The sequence below is a fragment of the Halogeometricum sp. S1BR25-6 genome, assembly GCF_031624495.1.
Classification (GTDB): Archaea; Halobacteriota; Halobacteria; order Halobacteriales; family Haloferacaceae; genus Halogeometricum; species Halogeometricum salsisoli.
In genome coordinates this window covers 1,876,890-1,901,992 of sequence record NZ_JAMQOP010000001.1, presented here as the reverse complement: position 1 = coordinate 1,901,992, position 25,103 = coordinate 1,876,890, and the positions used below count along the sequence as shown (strand labels likewise).

Annotated in this window: 19 protein-coding genes and 1 tRNA gene; 13 read left to right on the top strand and 7 right to left on the bottom strand. The window is 67.3% G+C overall.

The features are described 5' to 3' along the window. Positions 1–475: 475 nt before the first annotated feature. Positions 476–1,036 carry a TATA-box-binding protein gene (locus tag NDI76_RS09860; protein ID WP_008383381.1) on the top strand — a complete coding sequence of 187 codons (561 nt, stop codon included), beginning with the start codon at positions 476–478 and terminating at the stop codon, positions 1,034–1,036. 65 nt (positions 1,037–1,101) lie between these two features. Then, entirely contained in the window at positions 1,102–1,935 is an 834-nt protein-coding gene (locus NDI76_RS09855) for a helix-turn-helix transcriptional regulator (RefSeq protein WP_484494586.1), read from the top strand. Positions 1,936–2,129: 194 nt separating this feature from the next. Here NDI76_RS09855 and NDI76_RS09850 read toward each other — a convergent pair whose 3' ends face one another. Then, entirely contained in the window at positions 2,130–3,335 is a 1,206-nt protein-coding gene (locus NDI76_RS09850) for a Cdc6/Cdc18 family protein (RefSeq protein WP_310923835.1), read from the bottom strand. Positions 3,336–4,678: 1,343 nt separating this feature from the next. Between NDI76_RS09850 and NDI76_RS09845 the strand changes: the two genes are divergently transcribed. From NDI76_RS09845 to NDI76_RS09830, 4 genes are all read left to right on the top strand, one after another. Beyond that, the gene (locus NDI76_RS09845; protein WP_310923834.1) at positions 4,679–5,215 is read left to right on the top strand and encodes a hypothetical protein; all 537 of its coding nucleotides are present in this window, start codon (positions 4,679–4,681) and stop codon (positions 5,213–5,215) included. Between the two features lie 287 nt (positions 5,216–5,502). After that, positions 5,503–7,515, top strand: coding sequence for a DEAD/DEAH box helicase (locus tag NDI76_RS09840; RefSeq protein WP_310923900.1), 2,013 nt, complete (start codon positions 5,503–5,505; stop codon positions 7,513–7,515). A 135-nt stretch (positions 7,516–7,650) separates the two neighbouring features. Then, positions 7,651–10,023, top strand: coding sequence for a type I restriction endonuclease subunit M (locus NDI76_RS09835; RefSeq protein WP_310923833.1), 2,373 nt, complete (start codon positions 7,651–7,653; stop codon positions 10,021–10,023). 40 nt (positions 10,024–10,063) lie between these two features. Continuing rightward, positions 10,064–10,137 (top strand) — tRNA-Tyr (locus NDI76_RS09830). 183 nt (positions 10,138–10,320) lie between these two features. Here the strand turns inward: NDI76_RS09830 and NDI76_RS09825 are convergent. Continuing rightward, complete coding sequence (locus NDI76_RS09825) at positions 10,321–10,890, bottom strand: hypothetical protein (RefSeq protein ID WP_310923832.1); 570 nt, start codon at positions 10,888–10,890, stop codon at positions 10,321–10,323. A gap of 317 nt (positions 10,891–11,207) precedes the next feature. Here NDI76_RS09825 and NDI76_RS09820 point away from each other — a divergent pair, with 317 nt between their 5' ends. Then, positions 11,208–11,489, top strand: a complete 282-nt coding sequence (locus tag NDI76_RS09820) for a DUF7999 family protein (RefSeq protein ID WP_310923831.1) — start codon at positions 11,208–11,210, stop codon at positions 11,487–11,489. A 99-nt stretch (positions 11,490–11,588) separates the two neighbouring features. Here the strand turns inward: NDI76_RS09820 and NDI76_RS09815 are convergent, their stop codons facing one another. Both NDI76_RS09815 and NDI76_RS09810 read right to left on the bottom strand, forming a co-directional pair. Continuing rightward, positions 11,589–12,005, bottom strand: coding sequence for a MaoC family dehydratase (locus NDI76_RS09815; RefSeq protein ID WP_310923830.1), 417 nt, complete (start codon positions 12,003–12,005; stop codon positions 11,589–11,591). A gap of 85 nt (positions 12,006–12,090) precedes the next feature. Then, on the bottom strand, positions 12,091–12,405 hold the full coding sequence (locus NDI76_RS09810) for a cupin domain-containing protein (RefSeq protein WP_310923829.1): 315 nt from the start codon (positions 12,403–12,405) through the stop codon (positions 12,091–12,093). A 121-nt stretch (positions 12,406–12,526) separates the two neighbouring features. Between NDI76_RS09810 and NDI76_RS09805 the strand changes: the two genes are divergently transcribed. From NDI76_RS09805 to queC, 4 genes are all read left to right on the top strand, one after another. Further along, the gene (locus tag NDI76_RS09805) at positions 12,527–12,919 is read left to right on the top strand and encodes an acyl-CoA thioesterase (protein WP_310923828.1); all 393 of its coding nucleotides are present in this window, start codon (positions 12,527–12,529) and stop codon (positions 12,917–12,919) included. Positions 12,920–13,018: 99 nt separating this feature from the next. Next, a complete protein-coding gene (locus tag NDI76_RS09800) occupies positions 13,019–13,504 on the top strand; it encodes a 6-pyruvoyl trahydropterin synthase family protein (protein ID WP_310923827.1) in 486 nt (161 codons plus the stop codon). Next, positions 13,504–14,274: a 7-carboxy-7-deazaguanine synthase QueE gene (locus NDI76_RS09795; protein ID WP_310923826.1), complete on the top strand. Its 771-nt coding sequence runs from the start codon at positions 13,504–13,506 to the stop codon at positions 14,272–14,274. Before NDI76_RS09800 ends, NDI76_RS09795 begins: the two co-directional genes overlap by 1 nt. Positions 14,275–14,312: 38 nt before the next feature. Next, complete coding sequence (gene queC / locus NDI76_RS09790; RefSeq protein ID WP_310923825.1) at positions 14,313–15,041, top strand: 7-cyano-7-deazaguanine synthase QueC; 729 nt, start codon at positions 14,313–14,315, stop codon at positions 15,039–15,041. A gap of 15 nt (positions 15,042–15,056) precedes the next feature. Here queC and NDI76_RS09785 read toward each other — a convergent pair whose 3' ends face one another. Further along, positions 15,057–15,716 carry a histidine phosphatase family protein gene (locus NDI76_RS09785; protein WP_310923824.1) on the bottom strand — a complete coding sequence of 220 codons (660 nt, stop codon included), beginning with the start codon at positions 15,714–15,716 and terminating at the stop codon, positions 15,057–15,059. A gap of 441 nt (positions 15,717–16,157) precedes the next feature. Between NDI76_RS09785 and thiC the strand changes: the two genes are divergently transcribed. Continuing rightward, complete coding sequence (gene thiC / locus NDI76_RS09775) at positions 16,158–17,603, top strand: phosphomethylpyrimidine synthase ThiC (protein WP_310923823.1); 1,446 nt, start codon at positions 16,158–16,160, stop codon at positions 17,601–17,603. A gap of 244 nt (positions 17,604–17,847) precedes the next feature. Continuing rightward, complete coding sequence (locus NDI76_RS09770) at positions 17,848–19,824, top strand: hybrid sensor histidine kinase/response regulator (RefSeq protein WP_310923822.1); 1,977 nt, start codon at positions 17,848–17,850, stop codon at positions 19,822–19,824. Positions 19,825–19,836: 12 nt separating this feature from the next. On the opposite strand, the gene NDI76_RS09765 is transcribed toward NDI76_RS09770, so the two are convergent. Beyond that, positions 19,837–20,349 carry an SRPBCC family protein gene (locus tag NDI76_RS09765; protein WP_310923821.1) on the bottom strand — a complete coding sequence of 171 codons (513 nt, stop codon included), beginning with the start codon at positions 20,347–20,349 and terminating at the stop codon, positions 19,837–19,839. A gap of 81 nt (positions 20,350–20,430) precedes the next feature. Further along, a complete protein-coding gene (locus NDI76_RS09760; protein WP_310923820.1) occupies positions 20,431–24,966 on the bottom strand; it encodes a DUF7997 domain-containing protein in 4,536 nt (1,511 codons plus the stop codon). Between the last annotated feature and the right edge of the window lie 137 nt (positions 24,967–25,103).

The following is a 25,103-nucleotide window of genomic DNA, read 5'->3' as shown; positions in this document are numbered from 1 at the left end:
CGAGGGGACCGTGTCCGAGTGTGCGACGGGTTTGAACCGTCGCACGGTCGCGGTGTGTCGTTCGCATTCTTCCGAAGTGGGCTCGAACACTTAAGGGCGTCGTCTCGCGTTCGTCGTGAGAGTGCGAAGCACTCCCCCGAGATGGAGACGAGGCGGTTCGGGCGTACTCGGAAGGTGGCGCTCCGGACCTCGGTGGCCCGGGGCGCCCCGCGTATTTCTACGAATGGCCGGGTTCTACTTAACCCCGTTGATTCGGTACGATTTCAAAAAAATGGTGTGATATTGGTGGTATTGTGTAACGAAGGCGCGCGATAGCTCGGCTCGAACGACATCCGAACAGATTATATACCGGTACGGATGCCAACGTACGCGGGCGAGCGCGGAATACAAAATACGGCGTGGGCCACGGCGGGTGAGTATCCCGTATAACAACGGGTCGCTTTATAAGCTAGGGGAGAGACGTTTCCAGCGAACAATGAGTGCGCCGGCAGACTCCATCGAGATTCAGAACGTAGTCGCATCGACCGGAATCGGACAGGAACTCGACCTCGAAGCACTCGCGGACGACCTCCCGGGTGCCGACTTCAACCCCGACAACTTCCCCGGTCTGGTCTACCGGACGCAGGACCCGAAGGCGGCGGCCCTCATCTTTCGGTCCGGAAAGATCGTCTGCACGGGCGCGAAGAGCATCGACGACGTCCACGAGGCTCTCGGTATCATCTTCGACAAACTCCGCGGTCTGAGCATCCCCGTCGACGAGGACCCGGAGATAACCGTCCAGAACATCGTCTCCAGCGCGGACCTCGGACACAACCTGAACCTGAACGCCCTCGCCATCGGCCTCGGCCTCGAGGACGTCGAGTACGAACCGGAACAGTTCCCCGGCCTCGTCTACCGGATGGACGAACCGGAGGTCGTCATCCTCCTGTTCGGTTCGGGCAAGATAGTCATTACAGGTGGGAAGCAAACCGACGACGCCGAGACGGCCGTCGTCGAGATAGTCAAACGGATCGACAACCTCGGGTTGCTCGACTAACCGTCCGATTCCAGGGCACCGAGCAGTCCAAAAGGTGATAGCACCGGCCGAGCAAGTAGTCGCACATGAGCGCACGGGATGAGATAGCGTTTCTCGTCGGGTCTGAGAGTCGAGTTGAAATTTTGCGCGCCCTACGGAGACAGCCGTATCGCCCGAGCGAGTTGGCAACCGAATGTTCGTGCGCGCGCGAGACGGCGCAACGGACGGTGAGCGCGTTCGTCGACCGAGGGTGGGCCGACAAGGAGACCGATGACGGGCGCTACGCGTTGACGGCAGCGGGGGATATGGTCGCGAACGGGTACGAGGAGTTCGAGGCGACCGTCGCCGTCGCCGACCGCTTCTCGATGCTGCTCGCCAACGTGGGGAGCGTCGTCGCCGACCTCGATCCAGTCGTCCTCCGCCGGCTCCACGGAACCGCGGCCACGTCGGACAACCCGCACGCGCCCATCAACCGCTTTCTGACCGTCGCCGGGAGCGACTACGTCGACGAGTTCCGCGGCATCACCCCCATCGTCAGCCGCATCTTCAACGAGGCGGCCGAGCGAATCATCGGACCCGAGTCGAACGTCCAACTCGTCATCGACGAACGCGTCTTCGAGACCTCCGCGTCCGAGTACCCCGACGACCTCGCCCGCGCCTACGAACTCGATCAGTTCCAACTGTTCGTCTCGCCGAAGCGATTGGAGTTCGGACTCATGTTGGTGGACGACCACGCGTATCTCGCCGCGTACGACGAGCACGGGAATCTCATCGCCAGCGTCGACGGCACCGACGAGGAGTTCCTCGACTGGGCGGAGCGAACGTACGCCCGCTATCGGACGGACTCGTACACCCCCTCGGTGGGCGACGAGGCGAACGGCGAGGCGTCGGAGAATCCCTTCGGGCCGAACGAACCGTGAGCCGGTCGGTCACGCGTGACTGTTCCAATCACTTCTGAACGTGGGAAGATATAAGTTCCCGCTCGTAAACTATCCAACGCGGTCGCGTCGATGTCGACCCGCCCTTCGGACCCCGCTGCGCTTCGGCCCGACACCGCCCGGCGACCAGTGAGCGCGTTCGACTGCGCACTCGTGCCTCGTGCCCTTCGGACGGCTCACGACTCGACGTTTTCGGTCAGTACGTCTCTGACGACCTGCGGGTCTTCGAGCAACTGGTGTTTCGTGTAGCTCCCTTCGGCGCTCCCACCGCTGTGTTTCGACTGCTCGATGATGTCGAGGAACGCGTGTTCTTTCAGGAGGTCGCGGACCCGTCTGAGTGACAGGCTATCGGAGCCCTGACCCGTGCAGATGTTTTCGTACACCTCGTAGACTCGACTGGTTCTGAAGCCGTCCTTGCGGTCGTTCGAGAGCGACAGCATCGCAAGCGCTTGGAGGACGTACCGGGAGTGCGGCGTCGACCCGCGGATGAGTTCCCGGAAGCGGTCGGTCTCCGCCCGTTCGCGCGCCTGCGTGACGAACTCCTCGCGGACCGTCGGAGCGGCCGTCGATTGCGCTATCTCGCCGGCGTACCGGAGGATGTCGATTGCTTTCCGCGCGTCGCCGTGTTCGCGGGCGGCGAGCGCCGCGGCCCGCGGAATCGTTGAGGCGTCCAACACGCCGTCGCGGAAGGCGTCGCTGCGGGCGTCCATGATGTCGCGGAGTTGGTTCGCGTCGTACGGCGGAAAGACGAACTCGCGTTCGCAGAGGCTCGATTTGACCCGTTCGTCCATCCGGTCTTTGTACTGTATCTTGTTGCTGATCCCGATGACGCCCAGTTTGCACTGGTCTATCTTCCCGGCCTCGCCCGCGCGCGAGAGTTGCATCAGGATGTCGTCGTCGCTCAGTTTGTCTATCTCGTCGAGGATGATGAGGACGACGTCGTACTGCGCGTCGAGGATGCGCCAGAGGCGCTTGTAGTACGTCGACGTGCTGAGACCCTTGTCGGGGACCTTGATTCCGGTTACCTCCGAGCGGTTGACGCTGTCGGCGATAGTCTGGACCGCCTGGGTCTCGGTCGTGTCCTGCGCGCAGTCCACGTAGGCGAAGGTCGCTTTCACGGCTTCCTCACTCGCGGTTTCGACGAGACGCTGTGAGACGTACTTCGCACAGAGCGACTTGCCGGTCCCCGTCTTCCCGTAGATGAGGACGTTGCTCGGACTCTGCCCGAAGATGGCGGGGTTGACCGCCGTCGCGAGGTTGGATATCTCGTCGTCGCGGCCGACGATGCGTCCCTCGCCCGGCAGGTGGTTTATCTCGAGGAGTTCCTTGTTGGCGAAGATGGGGTCCTCCCGGGTGAAGAGGTCGTCGCTGGCGTTCGGCATACTACAGGACACCACGTTTCCGGTGAAATGGCTTGTCATCTGACGGTGCGACACACACACCACGTTTCCGGTGAACGGCCTCACACCCGGGGGTAGGTCCAGTCGAAACGGAGGAACTGGTTCACCGGAAACACGGTGTGTCCGAAGCGATTCCCCGCGTATCGCGGGGGCGGCAGTCGGACCTCAGTGTTGGAAGACTGGAATCTGTGTAAGACCGAAAACCTCGAAAATGACCGAGCGGTACCGCTACGACGGATAGAAGAACGGACCGGCGACAGGTGGCAAGAGTCTCCCGGCCACCGGTCAGGTCCGTCGTCCCGTCCGACAGTCGCGCGTACGAGCGCCGACATTCTCCGACGTGGCCGCGGAGAACCCGAAGCCGGATTCTCGGCCATCGAACCGTGGAGCGACCCACGTTTCGCTTGCGGTCAGTTCGAGTAACGAACTATTATCTGCTCACAAGTGTATCAATGGACTTTTACACTGAACAACTATTTAATAGTTGTTATACTAGCTGTTCAGTAACGCTCGCTCCCGTCTCCTTTCGGTAGGGAAGACGTTCCGAGTCGGCGGCGAGGGGACGACGCGAGACGGCGAAAACGCGCTTTAAACGAGAGAAGGAGGAGAGAGTCGTCCCCGTTTGATTCGTCCGTTCACCGGAAACCCGGTGTGACCGCCACTCACACGAATTCCCCGAACACCGTCGTTTCGAGGGACTTTGACCGCTTGGATGGCTGTATTCACCGGAAACGGGGTGTGGGATTCGAGCGCTCGGAGTAATCCGTCGCTGCACGTGGACCGACGTCGGGCGGACGTGACCCCGTCGGGGCGATTCACCGGAAACCCGGTGTGTCCGCGTCTCACCGAACTCACCGTCCGTTCCCGCCGTCTCACCGGAAACACGGTGTGTTTCGCCGTCCAACGCCGGCCTGTTGCATCTGCCACCCGCCACTTCTCGTCCGCCGCTTACCGCCTGACTCCTCTCGCCCGTCGCTCATCACCTCTCGCTCGCCACCTGCCGTCCACCGGCCGTCACTCACCGTCCGCTGCCAGACGTCCCGTGATTTCCGCCGGAGACATCCCTCCCCCGTTTCACCGGAAACATGGTGTCCGCCCGCACGCCCGGTGTCCGGTCGCTGTAACGCTGGCTCTCCGTGAGTCTGGACGTCGTCGCTCCTCCTCGATACGACCGCCACCCCGAATCCTCTCGAATCGACCCGTTCACCGGAAACCCGGTGTGCCTCTCCGAGGCCGTCGCGAACGCCGAGTCGGTCCCGAGAGGAGTCGGTTCCGGGCGGCGTCCGTCCGTCAGTTCGATAAGGGGTCCCCCCCTACGGTCGGTGATGACGCCCTCGGTGCTTCGCCGAACGGGGCGCGGCGCTCGGCGGGTCGGAACCCGACTCGCCGCGCCGCTTCGCCGAATCGTGCACGCGGTTCGACCGCCCGATGACGCTTCCGACGACGACTGGCGACTCGACGACCTTCGACAGACCGAGACGCGGTGGCGACGGGGCGACGAGACGGTTCGCTGTTTCCGCTTCGACGACGGCTACGTCTCGACCGTCGAGTACGGGTCGCGCGAGGTAACCTGGCAGTTGACGCCCGGACAGGTCCCCCTCGCCAGCGCACTGGCGATGACGGCGCTGTATCTCCAGCACGGGACGACCCCGCAGTCGGACCCGGACGGCCGCCCGTTCGTCGCCGTCGGCGAGTCGGGACCGCGGCAGGTGTTCGAGGAGATAGCCGACGAACCCGTCGACTACGTCTACCTCGACGCCGTCCGGACGCTCGAAGAGTTCCCCGCGTTCGTCGACGTCGGGGAGGACCTCCAGCGTGCGTACGACCAGATGTCGCCGACGCGGTTCAACACGCTCGGCTGACGCCGACCGACCGAGACCGAGCCCTCGGCGTTCCGAACTCGATTCTCGCCACCTCGACTCGCTCTCCGCCGCGCCGAGCTCACGCTCCCCCGACCGCGGATTTCTCCGCAGCGCAAGCCGTTTCCCCGCCGCGTCCCTGACCTGAGACGATGACCGAGGACGACGCCGGCGATGCCGGCGACACCGGTGACGCCGACGCTAACGCCGACACCGATGTCCGCGCTCAGGACGACTCCGCGGCCCGCGCCGACGCCGACGACGCCGACGCTCCTTCGACGCTCTCGGAGATGCGGTCGCAGGACGGCGCCGCCGACGGGTCCGACGAATCCGGCGAATCCGGCGAATCCGGCGAATCCGACAAGGCCGGCGAAACGGACGGGGACCCCGATGAACTCGACGACGGAACCGGGGGAACCGACGAGGTGGATGACGCTCCCACCGAGGCCGTCGAGAGGGCGGATGACGCGACGCCCGCGACGCCGGCCGAACTCGTCGACGTCTCCGTCGACGGGTTTTACGACGCTCTGGAGGCCGAAGGTCGCCCCGTCGTGACCGCCCAGCAGGCGAGTCGACGGCTCGGACTCACCCAGGCGGAGGCGTCGGAGGCCCTCGACCAGTTGGCCCGCGAAGGAGCGGTCCAGCGGATGAACGTCGAGGCGGACCCGGTGGTCTACTACCCGACCGAGTGGGGGAAACTGGCCGAACGCGAGCGCGTCATCCTGTTCCCGGAGCGCCGCGAGATAATCGTCGACCGACCGACGCAGTACACCCGCGCGCGACTCGCGCAGTTCGCCCACCTCGTCGACTCCACGGGCGACCGGAACACGGGCACCCGCGGCTATCTCTACAAGATACGGCAGGAAGACGTCTGGCAGGCGCCCTTCGAGTCGCTGGACGACCTGCTGCGGATGATGCGCTCCGTGCTCCCCCGCCGGTCCCCGCACTTGGAGACGTGGGTCGAGAACCAGTGGAAGCGCGCGAACCAGTTCCGCCTGTACACCCACGAGGACGACTACGTGGTGCTCGAAGCGGCCTCCGAGAGCCTGATGGGTAACGTGGGTCGGCAGAAACTCGACGAGGAGCACCTCGTCGCGCCCATCTCCGACACCGAGAGCTGGGTTCGCGAAGGGAAGGAGTCGCACATCAAGCGCATCCTCTACGAGGCGGGCTACCCGGTGAAGGACGACCGAGACTTAGAAACGGGGGCGCCTCTCGACGTGGACCTCCGCGTCGAACTCCGCGACTACCAGCAGGACTGGGTCGACCGCTTCACGACGCAGAAGGCGGGCGTCCTCGTCGGCCCGCCCGGCGCAGGCAAGACCGTGACGGGCATCGGCGTCCTCGCGGCCGTCGGCGGCGAGACGCTCATCTTGGTCCCCTCGCGCGAACTCGCCGCGCAGTGGCGCTCGGAACTGCTCAGACACACCTCCTTGGAGGAAGACCAGATCGGCGAGTACCACGGCGGGGAAAAGCAGGTCCGACCGGTCACCATCGCCACCTACCAGACGGCCGGGATGGACCGGCACCGCTCGCTGTTCGACGACCGCGAGTGGGGCCTCATCGTCTACGACGAGGTGCACCACGTCCCCTCGCGCATCTACCGCCGGAGCGCCGACCTGCAAGCCAAGCACCGACTCGGCCTCTCCGCGACGCCGATTCGGGAAGACGACAAGGAGAAGGAGATTTTCACGCTCATCGGCCCGCCCATCGGCACCGACTGGTCGAAACTGTTCGAGGCGGGCTACGTCCAGGAACCCGAGGTCGAGATACGGTACGTCCCGTGGGCCGACGACACGACGCGCAACGAGTGGTCGAGCGCCGACGGCCGCGACAAACACCGACTCGCCGCCGAGAACTCGCAGAAGATAGCCGAGACGCGCCGTCTGCTCCGACAGCACCCCGAGGCGAAGGCCCTCGTCTTCGTCGACTACTTGGACCAAGGAGAGGCCATCGCCGAAGCGTTGGACGTCCCGTTCGTCAACGGCGAGATGCGCCACCACCACCGCGAGCGCCTGTTCCGACAGTTCCGCGAGGGGAAACTCCGAACGCTCGTCATCTCCCGCGTCGGCGACGAGGGTATCGACCTGCCGAACGCCGAACTGGCCGTCGTCGCCTCCGGTCTCGGCGGGTCGCGCCGGCAGGGGGCCCAGCGCGCGGGACGGACGATGCGACCCGCGGGCAACGCCCTCGTCTACGTGCTCGCCACCCGCGGGACGAGCGAGGAGGACTTCGCGCAGCGACAGATGCGGCACCTCGCGGAGAAGGGCATCCGCGTGACGGAGAGCGACCTCACCGACTGATCGGCCGATAAACCGGTTTGGCCGATGACCCCGGTGCCGACCGAACGGATGCCGTTAAGTTCCGACCGCCCGTCGTCGGGTGCAGACGGACGCGTCGTCGCCGCGCCCCGCCGAACGGCGACGCGTTCCACACCGATGACCTCCGCACCCGCATCTGAACCCGCCGAACTCGACGAGGACCGACTCGACGCCTGCGAGGTTCTCCTCGACCGGTACCGCGCCGCCCTCCGCGTCCGCGCCGACGACCCACCGGCCGCCGACGCCCGCGAGTCGTGGCGGGCGTTCGTCGACGAGCACCACGGCCCGGTGTTCGACCGACTGGCGGACGACTCCGACTCGCGGTCCGCGAACGGACCTCCGGAACTTGCGGACGACCCCGACGGCGTCGCCCGCGAGGTGTTCGTCCGGACGCTCTCGTTCGACTTCCTGCTCTCGACGCTCTCGGCCGCCGCCGAACGCGAGTTCTCGGTCGATGTGGCTCCCGCCCGTTCGTCCGCCTCCGCCTCCGACCCCGACGACGACGGCGGTCGTTCCGATTCCACCCCTGACCTCCTCGCCGCGTTCGACGCCGTCCACGACACGGTTCGCTCCGACCTCTCGGCCGCGGCGCGGACCGAGGCGGACGAAACCGCGGACGCGTTCGTCCGCGAGTCGGACCCGGCGGCCGTCGCCGAACTCCACCGCCGGACGCTCCCGCGTACCGTCCGACGCGCCTTCGGCCGGTACGACACGCCCGCCGGTCTGGCTGAACTGGCGGTCGAGAGCGTCCGCACCGACGAAACCGATGCGTTCCGAGACGCCCTCGTCCTCGACCCGGGGTGCGGCGCGGGCGCGTTCCTCGCCGCCGCGGCGCGCGTGAAACTCGACTCCGCAGACGTCGACGCCGATGTCGACGCGAACCCCTCCGCCCTCGCCGCGCGCGTCGCCGATTCGGTCCGCGGGTTCGACGTGAACCCCGTCGCCGTCCGCGCCTCCCGTCTCGCACTCGTCCTCGCGTGCCGTCCCCTCCTCCGGCGCGACGGCGTCGAATCGTTCGCGCCGCGGGTCGCCCTCGCGGACGCGGTGGAGACGACGGCCGCCGACGCTCCCCTGAACGGCGCGCGCGCGGACGTCCTCCTCGGCAACCCGCCGTGGTTGACGTGGGACTCGCTGACGCCGCGGGTGAAAGACCGCTGGCGCGAGGGACCGATGGCCGACCCCGACCTTGACCTGTTCCCGCACCGCGGGCGGGAGGCCCGCCTCGGGCACGCGAACGACGACCTCTCCGTCCCGTACGTCTGGACCTGCGTCCACCGCCTCCTCCGCGACGGCGGCCGCGCGGCGTTCGTCCTCAAGCGCGACCTGATGACGGGACCGGCGGGCGAACTCCTGCGCCGACGCCGCGTCGGCGACCGCTCGCTGTCGATGCGCCGCGTCCACGACTTCGGGTCGCTGTCGCCGTTCGGTCGCGAGGTCGACGCCGGAACCGCGCTGTACCGTCTGAACGTGGGCAACTCCGAGAGCGCCGGGGCACCTGCTGACTCCGCGGTCGAGAACGCCGACGCCAACGTCGAGATTCCGGCGACGGGGTGGTCGAGGCGCGACGGAACCACGCCCGCGTTCGGGTCGCTGTCGGACCTCCGCCGGACGCTCGCCGCCGAGGAGACGGCGTTCGTCGCCGCCGACCCGACGACGGAGGCGTCGCCGTGGATTCGCGCGGACGCCGAACGGGAGGCGCTCGGCGCCTCCGAGTACCGCATCCGCCACGGCGTGAAGGACGACGCGAAGGCGGTGTACGCGCTGGACCGCGAGACCATCGAGGCGAACGACATCGAACCCGACCACGTCTACCCCTATCTCAAATCCAAGCACGTCGTGAAGTACGGCCTGTTCGGTCACGACAGACTCCTCGTCCCCCAGCGATTCGCCGGCGAGGACAACGAGGCGACCCTCCGCCGGGAGACGCCGAACACGTACGCCTACCTCGACGCGAACCGCGAGCGACTGGAGTCCCGCGGGTCCTCGTGGTTCGACGACGGGCCGTTCTATTCGCTGTTCGGCCTCGGACCGTACACGTGGGCCGACTACAAGGTCGTCTGGTGTCGCCTCGGGTACAAACCCCACTTCGCGGTCGTCTCGACCGTCGAGGACCCCCTCCTCGGCGAGAAACCGGTCGTCCCCGGCGACCACTGCATGTTCGTCGGCACCGACGACGAACGCGAGGCGCACTACCTCTGCGCCCTCCTGAACTCCGCGCCGTACCAGCGCTGCCTGCGCGATATCTCCTCGGGGGGGAAGTCGAGTCTCTCGAAGTCGACCGTCTCCCGACTAGCGATGCCCGAGTGGGAGGCCTCGGAGCGACAGGTCGCCCTCGCGGAGGCGTCGCTGGACGCTCACGGAGTCGTCCCTAACCACGTCGACTGCTCGAAGCGGGCGTACAACGCCAAGACCGTCCCGGAACTCGACGCCGCGCAGGCGCACGTCGACCGCCTCGCCGAGCGGTTTCTGGCCGCCCGCGACGACCAATGAGTAATTCTTAAGTCCGGCGACGGCGCTACCAGTAGATGGACCGCCCTTAGCTCAGACTGGTAGAGCAGCCGACTGTAGATCGGCTTGCCCCCCGTTCAAATCGGGGAGGGCGGACTCGTTCTGTCGCCGCCACTACGCGCGAGCGAACGCAGTGAGCGAGTGAGTTCAAATCACCGTGGCTTCTCCATCCTCGTTACGAACCTCCGCTCGCCCTGTCTCCGGCGGCGGGAGAACGGTTCTCCTGTCGTCGCGGTGCGCGCGAGGCGAATTCGGTAAAAAAACGGGTGGTGAGCCGAACTACGCCGGATCCAGCAGTCCCGCGACCGCACACAAGAGATTTCCGAGGAGGTTCCCCTCGCCCGCGACGGCGACGATGTCTATCTCGATGGTCGACGTCTCGACCTGCAGGCCGAGCAGGTCCAGGAATATCTCGCCGACGTCGAGGTTGAGTACCGGGCACTCGCCCGACCCGTCCGGGCTGAGAACGCTGAGTACGTCGCTCAGCGTGCCGAGTACGGTCTGGAACGTCTGGCTTATCGTCTGCGTCGGATTCTGCGTGAGCTCCCCTTTGAGTCGTCCGCTGGCGACCAGTTCGTCGTTCTCGTTGACCTCGAGGTCGGTGAGAATCAGCTGGCCGTCGAACGTCGCGTCCTCGCCGACGGTGAACGCGTTGTCGACGACGTCCGTTTGTTCGACGAGTGAGCCGCTCTTCTCCACGTCGAACGTCAGTTTCTGGAAACCGCCGCCCTGACTTTTCTGCGCCGCCGCCGACCCGCTCGCCGCGGCGCCGCCCCCGCCGATGACGCCGGCCGCCGCGAGCAGTTTGAGTACGCTTCGTCTGTCTGTCTCTCTGATATCATCTACCATGGTGTGACCCGTATCGTGAGACAAAAGACATCCAGAAAGGGCTGGTGGCCAAACGTACAAATATCTATACTACAATCGGAAGAAATTCACTGAATGTGCCTTTTACGCCCCTGCAGAAATGAATATTAAAGTTCAAGTGGAGCGTGTATGTCATAATATCTAACGGCCGACCGTCGGCATCGTCGTTTGTCCACGATCGAACGTTCGTCCGCGTCGAACGAACCGGTTCCGGCCACCTCTCGTACCGAGCGTCGGCTCTATACCACGATATATTAAACATATTTCAATTTAAGGTCTTCCGGTCACAAGTCGTAAGTATGAGCGTCGAAACCGCCGCGCCGACCCGTGTCGTCGTCAAAAAGACCATGAACGACCACCACACGATGACCGTCGAAGTCGAGCGGTCGAACGAAACACGTCACCTCGTCGACTACGCGGACGCCGACCTCCGCGACACGTTGGCGGCGCTGCCGTCAGGGACGACCGTCCCGGTATCGCTCTCGCGCGCCGGCGCCCGGTCGAACGTCTGGCGGGTCGAGTCGCTGCACCACGAAGCGCCCGCCGGCGGTTCGAACCCGGTCGCCCCCACGTCGGACTGACGGCGCCGAGCGTTCGCCGTCCGGCGAAATCCGCCCGAACGACGCTCTCCAGCATTCGGCAGACTCTCTCCTTTCGGCGCGGCCGTCGCTAGAGACTCACTAGCGTTCGTCTGTCTCCCTGCCGTCGTGCGGAAGCGACAGCACCGTCGCCTCGCCGGTCACCGCGGCCGCCCCGTCGACGCGCGCCGTCGTCTCCACGCGGAGTCTGTCGCCGTCCAGTTCCGCGACCACCTCGGCCGTCGCCCGCACCTCCTCGTCCGGCCGAACCGGTCGCTCGAACGAGAGGTCCTGCGACCGATAGACGATGTCGCCGGGCAGTCTCGCAACCGCCGCGCTGAGGACGGACGCAGCTATCATCCCGTGGGCTACCCGGCCGCCAAACAGCGTCTCTGCGGCGTACGCCTCGTCGAGGTGGATGGGGTTCTCGTCGCCCGAGAGGGCGGCGAACTCGTCGATAGTCGACTCGGTGACGCGGAGCGACGCCTCGGCAGCGTCGCCGACGGTTGCGACCGGCATACCGGGGCGTCGGCCGCCGTCGACTTCGCTGCTCGGGTGCGCTCGCCCCGCCCTCGGACGACTCCTCTCCCCGTTCGGGGTTCGGTCACCACTCCTCGCGCGGCGGCGGGTCCGTCACGACTTCTCCGCAGTCGGGACATCGGAGGCCGCCCCCGCCGTCGTCCGCACGTCGCTCGCCGACGCGCCAATCCAGCGTCTCGAACGTCGCCTCGCCGGCGAGGACGACGAACACTTCCTCCTGACCGGGGTGCGCGTGGAGGCCGGCGAGTCGGTCGCCGGGTGCCACTCGATAGCGGTTGAGCGCCACGTCGGTCGTCCCGAGCGGATCCGACAGGCTCCGTCGTTCGGCGCTCGTCTCGTAGGCGGACGGTTCCACCGTGTCGAACGCGACTCGCTCCATACGGTTCGTTCGTAAGCGGAGAGCAAAGGCGTCTCGCCGCGACCGAGTGTCCGAGAATCCTCGCCACCGTCCACTCTCTCGAACCGGCGGAATTTAGCGCCTCGCGGTCGACCACCCCCACGTGACAGATTTCATCTACGAGAGTGAACTGCAGGTCCGTTTCCGCGACCTCGACCCGCTCGGCCACGTGAACAACGCCGTCTACGCCAGTTACTGCGAGCAGGCCCGAATCGAGTTCTTCCGGGAGGCGTTCGACATGGAGGAGGTGAACACGGTGCTCGCGAACATCGAGATAGACTACCGCCGGCCCATCGAGGGCCTCGGCGAACTGACCGTCGCCCTCGACGTGACCGATATCGGCAACTCCTCGTTCGAGATGTCCTACGAACTCCGGTTCGAGGAGGAGGTGGTCGCCACCGCCTCCACCGTGCTGGTCGTTCTCGACCCCGAGACGTCGGAGCCGACTCGGGTGCCCGACGAGTGGCGCGAGGCCGTCGCGGACTTACGGGAGTGAGTCGGGCGGACGAGGCGAAATCCGGGGACTGCGCCGGACCGACCCCCGAGAACGCCGCCGAAACGGCGGACTTTTCACCGCCACGGATAATCTTGGAGTATGCCTGAGAACATACTGGGGTCCGAACGGAGTCGTAGCGACTCCGCCGGCCGCTCCTCGCTCGCGACCCGGGCGGGCGAGCGCGTCCTCCGCATCGGGGCCGACCGACCGATTCGCATCAGCGCCGGGCACCGACTCATGCACCACGACGGGAAGTGTAGCCGTCCGCACGGCCACAACTACGAGATAGCCGTCGAGGTGACCGGCGAACTCACCGAGGAGGGGTGGGTCGTCGACAAGGGTACGGTGACGGACGTAATAGACGAGTGGGACCACCGCTTCCTCGTGGAGTCCGGCGACCCTCTCGTCGAGGCGTTCGAGGCCAGCGGCGACGGCGACTCGCTGGTCGTCCTCGACGCGCCGCCGACGGCCGAGGTGATGGCCGTCCTCCTCGAAGAGGAACTCCTGGCTCGCCTCCCGGACACCGTCTCCGACGTGGCCGTCGAGGTGGCCGAGACGGGCGAACTCTGTGCGAGCCACCGATAATGCCCGTCTCCTCCGAGGTAGAGAGACCGAAGAGCGCCCCGGACGGTCCCGCCCTTCCGGTGAACGAACTGTTCGCCTCCCTGCAGGGGGAGGGAAAACTCGCGGGCGTGCCGAGCACGTTCGTCCGCACCAGCGGCTGTAACCTCCGGTGTTGGTTCTGCGACTCCTATCACACTTCCTGGGAACCGACGCACGCGTGGATGGGCGTCGACGAACTCGTCGCCGACGTCCGGGCCCGCGACCCCGACCACGTCGTCCTCACCGGCGGCGAACCGCTGATTCACGACGAGAGCGCGACGCTGCTCCGCGAACTCGCCGACGACCACCACGTCACCGTCGAGACGAACGGCACCGTCGTCCCCGACGCGCCGATGGACCTCGCCTCGATAAGCCCCAAACTCTCAACGTCGACGCCGACGCCCGCCAACGCGCCCGAGGGCGTCGACGTGGGCGAGTGGGAGGCGCGTCACGAGGAGCGCCGCATCGACCTCGACCCGCTCTCGACGCTGGTCGAGCGACACGACTTCCAGTTGAAGTTCGTCGTCACCGGTCCCGAGGACCTGCCCGAAATCGAGGGGCTGCTCGACGACCTGCGCGGCGTCGCCGACGCCGACATTCTCGATACCGACGTGCTCCTCATGCCCGAGGGGCAGACCCGCGAGGAACTGGCGACGACGCGGACCGTCGTCGCGGACCTCGCCCTCGAACGCGGCTACCGCTACACGCCGCGTCTCCACGTCGACCTGTGGAACGACGCGCCCGAGACCTGATTCCGATTCCGAGAACCCGACTCCGACACACTACGACGATGACTGATACGACCCATACCACCGATACCGCCGACGAAAACCGACCGGCCGCCGTCGTCCTCCTCTCCGGCGGCATGGACAGCGCGACGACCACCTACGAGGCCGCATCGAGAGGCTACGACCTCCACTGCCTGCACACCTCCTACGGGCAAGAGACCGAGTCCAAGGAGTACGACTGCGCGAAGCGACTCGCCGACGACCTGGGCGCCGCGGACTTCCTGCACGTCGAGACGGACCACCTCTCAGACATCGGCGCGTCGAGCCTCACCGACGACGACATGGCCGTCGAGGACGCCGACCCGGACAGCGAGGAGATACCGACCTCCTACGTCCCGTTCCGCAACGCGAACCTCCTCTCGATGGCCGTCTCCTACGCCGAGGCGAACGGTTGCTCGGCCGTCTTCGTCGGCGCGCACTCGGAGGATTACGCGGGATACCCCGACTGCCGACCCGAGTTCTTCGAGGCGTTCGAGGCGATGGTCGACGTCGGGACGAAACCCGAGACGGAGATAGCGATAGAAGTGCCGTTCGTCACCGACTCGAAGACGGACATCGCCCGTCGCGGCCGCGAACTCGGCGTCCCGTTCGAGCACACGTGGTCGTGCTACCGCGACGAGGAACCGGCCTGCGGCACCTGCGACTCCTGCGCCTACCGACTGCAGGCGTTCCGGAACGTCGGCGCGCGCGACCCCATCGAGTACGCCGAGCGACCGGAGCACGCGGAGTAAGAACCGGCGACCGCCTCACGCCCCGTCGTCGAGGTGCGCCACGTCGCCGGACCACTCGACCCGCCACTCGTCTCCGTTTCTGTTTCCGTTCTCGCCCCCTTCTCCTCCCCCGTCGCGGACGAGTTCCGTCAGGCCGCACAGCGGCGCGTCCACCGCCTCGGCCGACCCGACGAGGCCGTGCGCGACGCCGCCGACGGTGGCGCCGTGACCGACGAACAGCACCCGCCGCGCCGACGTGCTGTCGACGATTCGTCGCGCCGTCTCGCCGATTCGTCGCTCCGCGTCGGCGGCGTCCTCGGGGAACGTGGGTTCGAGGAGCGGTCGGTGCTCAACGTCGGTCCGGGGGAACCGCTCGACTCGCTCCTCGCGGCCGAGTACCTCCGGGTGCGCGTCGAACCACGCCGGGTTGAGGTGCTCGCCGAGACCGGGTTCGACGCGGACCGGAAGGTCGAGGGCGTCCGCGACTGGCGAGGCGGTCTGGATCGCGCGGAGGAACGGCGAGGCGTATATCTCCTCGACGCCCGTCTCCCGGAGTCGCTCGGCGGCGCGGTCCGCCTGTCTGCGCCCGCGGTCGGTCAGCCCCGGGTCGTGAATGCGCTCGGCCGTCTCCCGCCAGTTCTCCTCGACGCTGTCCCGCCGCTCTCCGTGTCTGAGGACCAATACGGCGTCGGTCATTGCCTTCGGAACTCGCCCGGCGACTCGAATGAGGCTTGCGGCGGTCCTGCGGTGGTTGGCGCTCGCGGGGCGTTCCTCGCCGGGCGTCCGCGGGTCCCCCGGCCGCCGGGGGACGCTCCTTGCCCTCGCGTTCCGAACCGACGCGCATGAGCGACGGCCGAGACGAGAGTAAGCGCGAGACGGCGCGTCGTCGCGGCGGACGTCGCCGAACTGCACCGTCGCTTCCGGGAGGCGCCCGACGGCGCGCACGACCTGTTCGAGGTCGAGTTCACGGACGGCGAGGATGCGGCGGGCGGCCACGGCGACGACCCGCGAACGGTCGTCTCGTGGGCGAACCCGAAGGCGCTGATGCGGGTTCGCGAGCGGTAATGCGAGTCGGACGCCGCTTTCGGCTCTCCGCTCGCACCAGATTTATCATCTGGTGGTATTACTAGGTAGTCGATGCCGACACAGCTCCAACACGCGCGGGACGGCGAGACGACGGCGGCGATGCGGCGCGTCGCGGACCGAGAGAACGTCGACCCGGCGTTCGTCCGCGAGGAAGTCGCCGCGGGTCACGCGGTGATTCCGACGAACCGCGAACACGAGTCGCTCGACCCGATGATAATCGGCGAGGCGTTCGCGACGAAGGTGAACGCCAACATCGGCAACAGCGAGGAGACGAGTTCCCGCGAGGAGGAACTGCGGAAACTCCACACGGCGATTCACCACGGCGCCGACACGGTGATGGACCTCTCGACGGGGTCGAATCTGGACGAGGTCCGCGAGGCGAACGTCCGATACTCGCCGGTCCCCGTCGGCACGGTGCCGATATACGAAGCGGTCAGGCGGGCCGAATCCGTCGGAGACATCACCTTCGAACTGCTCTTCGACGTCGTCGAGAAGCAGGCCGAACAGGGCGTCGACTACATGACCATCCACGCGGGCGTGCTGATGGAGCACCTCCCGCTGACGGACGGCCGCAAGACGGGCATCGTCTCGCGCGGCGGGTCCATTCTCGCGAAGTGGATGGAGGAGACGGCGACGCAGAACCCCCTCTACACCCATTTCGAGGAACTGTGCGAGGTGTTCGCCGAGCACGACGTGACGTTCAGCCTCGGCGACGGCCTCCGCCCGGGGTGTCTCGCGGACGCGGGCGACGACGCGCAGTACGCCGAGTTGGAGACGCTCGGCGAACTCGTCGCCGTCGCCCGGGAGCACGGCGCGCAGGCGATGGTCGAGGGACCGGGGCACGTTCCGCTCGACATGGTCGCCGAACAGGTCGAACGCGAACGCGAGGTGTGTGACGGGGCGCCGTTCTACCTTCTCGGTCCCCTCGTCACGGACGTCGCGCCGGGGTACGACCACATCACCAGCGCCATCGGCGCGACGGAGGCGGCGCGCGCGGGCGCGGCGATGCTCTGTTACGTGACGCCGAAAGAACACCTCGGCCTCCCGGACGCCGAGGACGTGCGCGACGGCCTCGCCGCCTACCGCATCGCGGCGCACGCGGGCGACGTGGCCGCGGGCCTGCCAGGCGCGCGCGACTGGGACGACGCGCTCTCGGAGGCGCGCTACGCGTTCGACTGGCGCCGGCAGTTCGACCTCTCCGTGGACCCCGAACGCGCCCGCGAGTTCCACGACCAGACGCTCCCGGGGGACAACTACAAGGAGGCTCGCTTCTGCTCGATGTGCGGCGCGGAGTTCTGTTCGATGCGCATCGACCAGGACGCCAGAGAGGACGGCGAGATGGCCCGCATCGCCGACGAGACGGACCTCGACGCCTCCGAGGCGGCGGAGGTCAACCGACCGCCCGTCGGGACGCACGACACCTCCCGAGTGCCGGAACTCCCCGCGTTCCTCCGGGAAGTTCACGAGGACGGTCGACCGGGCGCCGCCGACGACTGAGCGCCGACGCGCCGCATCGCCCCCGTCGTTCCATCCGGCGTCGCGTCGAATCCGCCGCTCGTATCGGTCTTTCGAGACGCGCTTCCGAGTTCGAGTATTGATACCGGCCCCGGAGGAGGCGGGAGTGGATTCTTCTCCCACGTAGTCTGTTCCGACCGACGAGATGAGTTCGCCGACGAACTGGAATATCCAATTTGATACTGGGGTCGAAACGCTGATAACGCATCGAATCAGCTACGCTGATATGACGCTTTGCGAGGATATCTCCGTGCTCTACGTCGACGACGAGGCGGAGTTATCCTCGATGGTCGCCGTCTACCTCGAACGCGAAGTCGAGGACGTCGAACTCTCCGTCGAGACGCTGACGGACCCGTACGATGCTCTCGACCGCCTCGCGGACGCCGAAACGGGACCCGACTGCGTCGTCAGCGACTACGAGATGCCGGGCATGAACGGCCTCGAATTTCTCCGCGCCCTCCGCTGCGCCCGGCCGAACCTCCCGTTCATCCTCTACACCGGTAGAGGGTCCGAAGACGTCGTTCGCGACGCGTTCCGGGTCGGAGCGACCGACTACGTGCAGAAGTCGCTCGGGACGGACCAGTACGCCGTGCTGGCGAAACGGGTCGCGAACGCCGTCTCGCGCAACCGCGCCGAGGAGACGACCGAACGCTACGACAGCGCGTTCGAGGCCTTGGAGACGGCCGTCTACGTTCTCGACCGGTCGGGTCGGTTCGTCTCCGTCGACGACGTGTTCGTCGACCTCTTCGGGTACGACCGCGACGCCGTCGTCGGAAGCCACGTCTCGACGGTGTTGGTGGACGACGAGTGCCGTATCCGCGAGAAACTCGACCGCCTGTTCGACGAGGGCGGGTCGGCGACGACCCGCTTCGAGACGGAGGTGTACGCCGCAGACGGCGAGCGCATCCGCTGTGTCGCTACCGCCTCTCCCGACGTGTTCGACGGCAGCGTCCACCGCGCGGTGGGCACGCTCCGCGACGTGACCGAACAGCGCCGCCGTCGAGAGGCCGAGACGGCCAGAGAACAGTTGAAAGACTCCGTGCTCGACACCTCGACGACGCTGATGAGCGCCGAAGTGGACGAAATCGGGACGAAGATACGTTGGACGCTCCAGAGTCTCGGCGAGTTCGCCGGCGTCGACGGCGCCGCCGTCTACTCGTACGACGTCGACGCCGACGCGTTGCGGAAGACCCACGAGTGGACGGCCGACGGCGCGTCGCTACCCCCCGTCGCAGTGACGGCCGACGACTGCGAGTGGCTACTCGACCGCCTGCGTCGCTTCGAGAACGTCCGCGTACCCGACGTGGACGCCGCGGACTCCTCCCGCGTCGACTCGCTGTCGCTCCCGGAGGAGACGAGCCTCCTCGCGCTTCCGATGGTGTCGAACTGGTCGCTCGCGGGGGCGTTGGTGCTCGTCTCCGCGGAGGCCGAGCGGTGGCCGGACAGGGAAGTCTCGCTGTTCGGCACCGCGGCGGACATGCTGTCGTACACGCTCGAACGCAAGCGGCGCGAGCGCCAACTCCGCCAGCAGAACGAGCGACTGGAAGAGTTCGCCAGCGTCGTGAGCCACGACCTCAGAAACCCCCTGAACGTCGTCGAGGGGTTCGTCGACCTCGCCCGCGAGACCGGCGACGTCTCCCACCTCGACCGCGCGGCCGACGGTCTCGAACGGATGAACGCCCTCGTCAGCGACGTGCTCGAACTCGCCCGGCAGGGTCGGACCGTCGGCGAGACGTCCACCGTTGACGTCGCCGGCGTCGTCGAACGCGCCTGGGCCGCCGTCGACACGGGCGAGGCGACGCTCGAACTCGTCGGGGACCTCGGCACCGTCTCCGCCGACCCGGGACGACTCACGCAGGTCGTCGAGAACCTCGTTCGGAACGCCGTAGAGCACGGTTCGTCGGAACGCGGGACGGAATGCAGCGACGCGCTCACCGTCTCGGTCGGTCCCCTGCCCGACCGCGGCGGCTTCTACGTCGAGGACGACGGCGCCGGCGTCTCGCCCGCGGACCGCGCGAGCGTCTTCGAGCAGGGCCACACCACGACCGAGGGCGGGTCGGGGTTCGGTCTCTCGATCGTCGAGGGCATCGTGGAAGCCCACGGCTGGACTGTCGCCGTCACCGACGGGACGGCGGGCGGCGCCCGCTTCGAAATCGCCACTGCGCCGCACCCGCAGGCGTTCGGCCCGACCCGCGCGGACTGACGGACCCGCCGGTCACTCGTCTCGCCGACCGCGCGTTCGGATTCCCGACTCCAGTAGCTCCTTCGTCTTCCGGTGGCGGTACCGGAACATCGGTTCGAAGCCGACGACGGCCGCCGGCGATGCCGCCCGGCCGACGGGACCGCCCGGCAGTTCGTACTCCAGTCGGTCCTCGACCAGCGTCTCGTCGCCGTCGGCGTAGAACTGGTGGGTGTGGACCCACTTTCGGAACGGGCCGCCGATCATCTCGTCGCGGAACATCGCCGCGCCGTCCTCGTACTCGCGTTCGACGATGTGGGAGGTCCACCGCTGGGCCGGACCGAGACCGAGCGGTCGCATCGACATCCGGACCTTCGACCCGGTCAGCAGTTCCTCGGGGTCGGATTCGCCGTCGGGGCCGCGGACGGCGACGACGTCGAGGTTCATCCACTCGGGCGTCAGCGCCTCCAGTCCCGATATCTTCGAGTGAAACGACCAGACTTCCGAGAGCGGCGCGGCGACCCGCGTCCGACGCGTGTACGTGGCCATGTAGGGACTAGGGAGCGTCCGAAAGAAAAGCCCGCGGGCGTGAGAGGGAGGCCGGGGACGAGGCGAGTGCGGTTCCCCGCCTCAGAGCGTAAAGCGGGTGACGGTCGTGCCCGCGACGGTCAGGTCGGCGTCCGTCGCGCCGGCGACGGTCACTTGGTTCTCACCGTGTTCGATGTCGACGGCCACCTCGAAGGAACCGTCCTCGGGTTCGACCATCGCCGTCTCGCTCGGCGTCTTGACCGCGACGACGGCGGCGTCCGTCTTCCCGGTGATGACGAGGTTGTCGCCCATGAAGCGCGTGCTCACCTGCAGTTTCGGCCCCTCGGGTCGGTCGGCGTCGAGGTAACGCTCGCGGACGAACGCGGGCATCTCGATGGGTTCGCCGACGTCGATGCTGTGCGCGAGGCGCACGAACTGCGCCATCGACCACGCCAACGGCGTCGCCGCGCCCGTCCCTTCGCCGAACTCCCAGTTGTACGCGGTGCTGTGCCCGCGGTCCCACACCTGCTCGGATATCATCCGCCCGGAGTTGGCGAAACTGGCCATCGTCCGGAGCATGTTCGCCGGGTCGAGCGCCTCCTCTTCGGTGTCGTTCAGCAGTTCGAACTCGCCGCGTTCGCCGGTGAAGATGGGCCAGAGGCGTCCTTTCCCCTTCGACTCGATGGACCAGGGTGCACCCTCCTCGTCGCGTTCGCGTTCGCCGTAGCCGTCGCCGTTGTAGCGGTAGAACGCCGGGCCGTACGGCGTGTCGACGCGGATGGTGTTGTCCATCTCGGCGACGGTGTTCTGGATGATGTCGTCGTCGGCGGGCTTGATTCCCAGCCTGACGAGTTCGAGGAAGCCGCCGTCGATTATCTCGCGTTCGTCGAGCGTCGGACCGCTGTTCGCGAGGGTCCGAAGGTGACCGGCGTCCGGGTCGCCGTCGCGGGTGACGCGGACGTAGTACGGGGTGTGCTCGTGGCGGTCGGTGCCCGTCTTCGTCGCCGTCCACGACTCGACGCTCTCGGTCCAGTCGTCGGCGAGGGCCAACCAGATGAGCGCGTCGGCGTCGTACCCCTCGTCGATGGCGAGGGCGGCGGCCGAGGCGAGGCCGGCGATTTCGGCGGCGATGGACGAGGGCGAGTAGCCCGCCTCCTCCTCCCAGCGCTCCTGCGCCGTCGGCGGCCCGTTTCGCGCCACGTAGTCGGCCGAGCGCTTGACGTTCACGTAGTCGTAGCTCACGTCGTCGAACTCGACGCCGCGTTCGGACAGCATGTACGCCATGACGGCCGGGAACGAGATGTTGTCCATCTGCTCGCCGCCCCAGCGCGTCCGGCCGTTGAGGTAGGTGTTCTGCGGGATGAAGCCGCGTTCGTCCTGCTGGTACTCGTAGATGTACTGCAGGGCGTGAATGCCCGTCTCCACGTCGCCGATGGCGTCGAAGACGGTGAACACCTGGTACAGGTCGCGCGACCAGACGAAGTTGTAGCCGTACCCCTTCTGCTCCTCGGAGGTGACCGCCTCGCCCCACGGCACCGACGGCGACGCGATGCCCGCGCCGAGGAACGTCTTGTCCTCGACGGCGCGCAGCGCCATCAGGCAGGCGCGGTACTGGTTCGCCAGCGTCTCGTCGTCGGCGACGGCCGCCGGCAGTTCCTTGTCCGCAAGGAACGCCTGCCAGGAGTCGACGTACTTCGAGCGGGCCGACTCGTAGCCGCGCGTGAGGGCGCCGGCGGCCTCGCCGAGGGCCGCCGCGGTGTCGGCGTTCTCGGCGAATCCGAGCGCGAGCGTCTCGTGCACGCGCGTCCCGGTTCCGATGCGCCCCACGAGCACGACGTTCTCGTTGTCGACACGCTCTTGCGCGTTCGGCAGTTCACCGTTCGAGAACAGTCGCGCGAGGTGTTCGGTGCCGGCGACGCCCACCGTCGCCCAGTCGAACCGCCCGGCGGCGGTCATGGCGACGGCGACGCTGTACTCGTCGCCGTTCTCGTCGATGAGGAGCGGTCGGACGTCGCCCTCCTGGTCGTACGCGCCGGCGTCGCGGGCGACAAGGTGGTAGCTCCCCATCTGCCCGAGGCGGAGGCCGCGGTCCTTCCCGCCGGTGTTCACGAGCGCCGTGTCGGCCACCGCGTACAGTTCGTACTCGTTGTCGTCTTCGGCCTCGAAGGAGGCGTCGACGAGGAGCGCGTCGTGTTCGGGGTCGACGGCGTACTCGACGGTCAGTTTCCACTGGTGGCCGCGGCCGTCGCCGGACTCGGTGATGACGTGTCTGAACACGAGGGCGTCGTCCTCGGCCATCTCCGTCCGGCGCTCGATGGTGTCGGTAGCGTCGTCCCGCCGCGTCTCGTTGTGCGTCCGCGCGGTGTACGACGACTCGGGGTCGGCGTCCACGACCAGCATGTCGAGCGTCCGCAGGTTCATCAGGTCGACGCGCGGGAACCGCACTTCGGTGAGCGACCCCTCGGTGAGCGTGAACCAGATCCGTGAAGGGTCCTCTTCGGTGTGGTCGGCGACGGTGCCGACGCCGTACTTCTCGCCGGTGGTCCACCGGGGACGGCTCTCGGGTCCGGAGGGCGCCGGCTTCGGCGCCGGGAGCGCGTCGTACTCCGACAGCAGGCCGGTGGTGTGCAGGCGCACCGCGTGCGACCACCCGAGCGGCGCGGCGCTGTCGGGCGTGCCGTCGTCGAACACCTGTTCGGTCAGATAGCCGCCGCCCGTCGTGAACGGCCCGTCCGGGCGGAGCAGGGCGTACAGGTCCGTCGCCTCCTCGAGGAAGGCGTCGGCCTCCTCGCCGCGGCCGTACTCGTCGAGGAGGACGGCGAACGTCGCGGCGGCGTTGGCGCCCCACGCCGTCGACAGCGACCACAGTTTCGGTTCGTCCTGTTCTGCGGTCCGCCACCAGTCGTCCTCGAAGCGGATGAGGCCGGCCACGTCGCCGACGTCGCGGTAGAGTCCCGTGAGCGTCGTCTCTAGGTGGGATTCGAGCCTGTCGAGGGTGTCCTCCGAGAGACCTTCCAGTCCGTCGTACGCCGCGAACGCGTCGACGAGCGACAGCGTCGCGGAGTCCAGCCGCGAGTCGAGTTGCTCGCCCTGCAGTCGCGTGCCGTACACCTCGCGCTCGTCGTCCCAGAGGGCGTCGAGCCCCTCGAAGACGGCCGTCGCCTGCTCGGCCGCGTGGTCGGCGAGCGTCGAGTCGACGGGCGCCTCGGAGACGGCGACGTACGCTTGCAGGAACGTCGCGGCGGTGTGCGTGAAGCGACCAACCATGTTCTCCCAGGCGTTCTGACACGTCTCCGGGAGGCCGTCGTCTTCGAGACTGTCGTCCAGCGACTCGACGCCCAGTTCGATGGCGTCGCGGACCCGCCCGACGAGTTCCGCGTCCAGTTCGTCCCGGCGGCCTTCTAGAAGCGTCGAGAGGAAGGTGACGACGCTGGCCGTCTGGTCGGCCTGGTACTCGGGCTTGTCGGAGCCCTCGACGCGAGCGTTCGCCCACCCCGGCGCCAGCGACCCGTCGACGGCCCACGCGCGGTGGGGCCAGGAGCCGTCGTCCAACTGCGTCTCGCAGAAGAACTCCGCGTTCGTCTTCAGTCGGTCGGTGAGTTCGAGCGAGAGGCGGTCGTCGGCGCCGAGGAGGTACCGCGACACCTCGGCCTCGTCGCGGAACCACGTGTAGCCGTAGCCGCCCGAGTGCGTGTAGAAGGGGTCGAACTCCGGCCCGGCGATGTGCGCGCCCGTGGGCGCGGTCAGGAGCGACAGCGCCCGCAGGTCGGAGCGGACGAGGTTCTGTCGGGGAACGTGGTCCGGGACGTACACCTCCGCGCGTTCGCGCGCCGCGGCCCGCAGGTCGTCGGCCGAGGCGTGCGCCAGCGCGCAGTGGTTCAGGTCGGCGAGCGCCTCCTCGCGGCTGAGCGAGCGGTGGTCGGACAGTTGGGTGACCAGCGTCGTCCGGACCGCGCGACCCTCGGGTTCGAGGGGCGCGGAGACGACGATGTCGCCGCTCAGGTGGGTGTCCTCGTACCGCTCCAACACGGCCTCGCGGGGGAACTCGAAGGTGTCCTCGGAGAGTATCTCGTCGAACCGTTCGGGTATCTGTCCGCGGACGTCGTCGAGGCCGGTCGAGGCCGTCACGTAGTCGTGTTCGTCGCGGTGGAACACTTCGACGGCCTGCGTTCCGTCCGGGCCGCCTTCCTCGTGGATGAGGCGGCCGACGCGCGTCTCGCGTCCCTCGGGCGCCATCGTCAGGAACGCCGTCAGGTGCGCGCCGGTCGGAATCGCTCCGCGGAGTTCGACGTGCGTGACGTGCGCGCGACCGAGCGTGAGGTCGTACTGGTGGACGGTGTACTCGCCGGCGTCGTACTCCGTCTCGACGAGGCTCGTCTCACGGTAGTAGTGCTGCCGAACCGTATCGAGGCTGTCGAACCACCGTATCTCGCCGTTCGCCTCGATGGCGAACCGCGACCGGTCGATGCCGTACAGTCCCGAGAGCGCAGAGGAGTAGTCGCGAAGTTCGCCGTCGGTTCCGACGTGCACCAATCGGTCGCCGTGACCGGAGAACGCTCCATCGGCAGTCGGACGCTCCTCCGGAAAACGCCCGCCGTGGTCGCGCTTGTATTCATTCAGCGCGGTCCGTAGTCTCATATACGCAGGAGGTGTGCGCCCGGAGCATAAGTATTGGCCGTTTTTGTTCACATTCGAGTACACTTACGTCAACGTGATGACTAGATGAACGGTCGTCGGTTCGGGAATTGTTGACAAAGAATGAAACACGTCACGCC

Coding starts and splice junctions, on each gene's coding strand:
- NDI76_RS09810 (WP_310923829.1), bottom strand. CDS start 12,405: ATGGAGCGAGTCGCGTTCGACACGGTGGAACCGTCCGCCTACGAGACG.
- NDI76_RS09765 (WP_310923821.1), bottom strand. CDS start 20,349: ATGGCCACGTACACGCGTCGGACGCGGGTCGCCGCGCCGCTCTCGGAA.
- queC (WP_310923825.1), top strand. CDS start 14,313: ATGACTGATACGACCCATACCACCGATACCGCCGACGAAAACCGACCG.
- NDI76_RS09840 (WP_310923900.1), top strand. CDS start 5,503: ATGCGGTCGCAGGACGGCGCCGCCGACGGGTCCGACGAATCCGGCGAA.
- NDI76_RS09855 (WP_484494586.1), top strand. CDS start 1,102: ATGAGCGCACGGGATGAGATAGCGTTTCTCGTCGGGTCTGAGAGTCGA.
- NDI76_RS09850 (WP_310923835.1), bottom strand. CDS start 3,335: ATGCCGAACGCCAGCGACGACCTCTTCACCCGGGAGGACCCCATCTTC.
- NDI76_RS09825 (WP_310923832.1), bottom strand. CDS start 10,890: ATGGTAGATGATATCAGAGAGACAGACAGACGAAGCGTACTCAAACTG.
- NDI76_RS09820 (WP_310923831.1), top strand. CDS start 11,208: ATGAGCGTCGAAACCGCCGCGCCGACCCGTGTCGTCGTCAAAAAGACC.
- NDI76_RS09795 (WP_310923826.1), top strand. CDS start 13,504: ATGCCCGTCTCCTCCGAGGTAGAGAGACCGAAGAGCGCCCCGGACGGT.
- NDI76_RS09860 (WP_008383381.1), top strand. CDS start 476: ATGAGTGCGCCGGCAGACTCCATCGAGATTCAGAACGTAGTCGCATCG.
- NDI76_RS09770 (WP_310923822.1), top strand. CDS start 17,848: ATGACGCTTTGCGAGGATATCTCCGTGCTCTACGTCGACGACGAGGCG.
- thiC (WP_310923823.1), top strand. CDS start 16,158: ATGCCGACACAGCTCCAACACGCGCGGGACGGCGAGACGACGGCGGCG.
- NDI76_RS09815 (WP_310923830.1), bottom strand. CDS start 12,005: ATGCCGGTCGCAACCGTCGGCGACGCTGCCGAGGCGTCGCTCCGCGTC.
- NDI76_RS09785 (WP_310923824.1), bottom strand. CDS start 15,716: ATGACCGACGCCGTATTGGTCCTCAGACACGGAGAGCGGCGGGACAGC.
- NDI76_RS09835 (WP_310923833.1), top strand. CDS start 7,651: ATGACCTCCGCACCCGCATCTGAACCCGCCGAACTCGACGAGGACCGA.
- NDI76_RS09845 (WP_310923834.1), top strand. CDS start 4,679: ATGACGCCCTCGGTGCTTCGCCGAACGGGGCGCGGCGCTCGGCGGGTC.
- NDI76_RS09760 (WP_310923820.1), bottom strand. CDS start 24,966: ATGAGACTACGGACCGCGCTGAATGAATACAAGCGCGACCACGGCGGG.
- NDI76_RS09800 (WP_310923827.1), top strand. CDS start 13,019: ATGCCTGAGAACATACTGGGGTCCGAACGGAGTCGTAGCGACTCCGCC.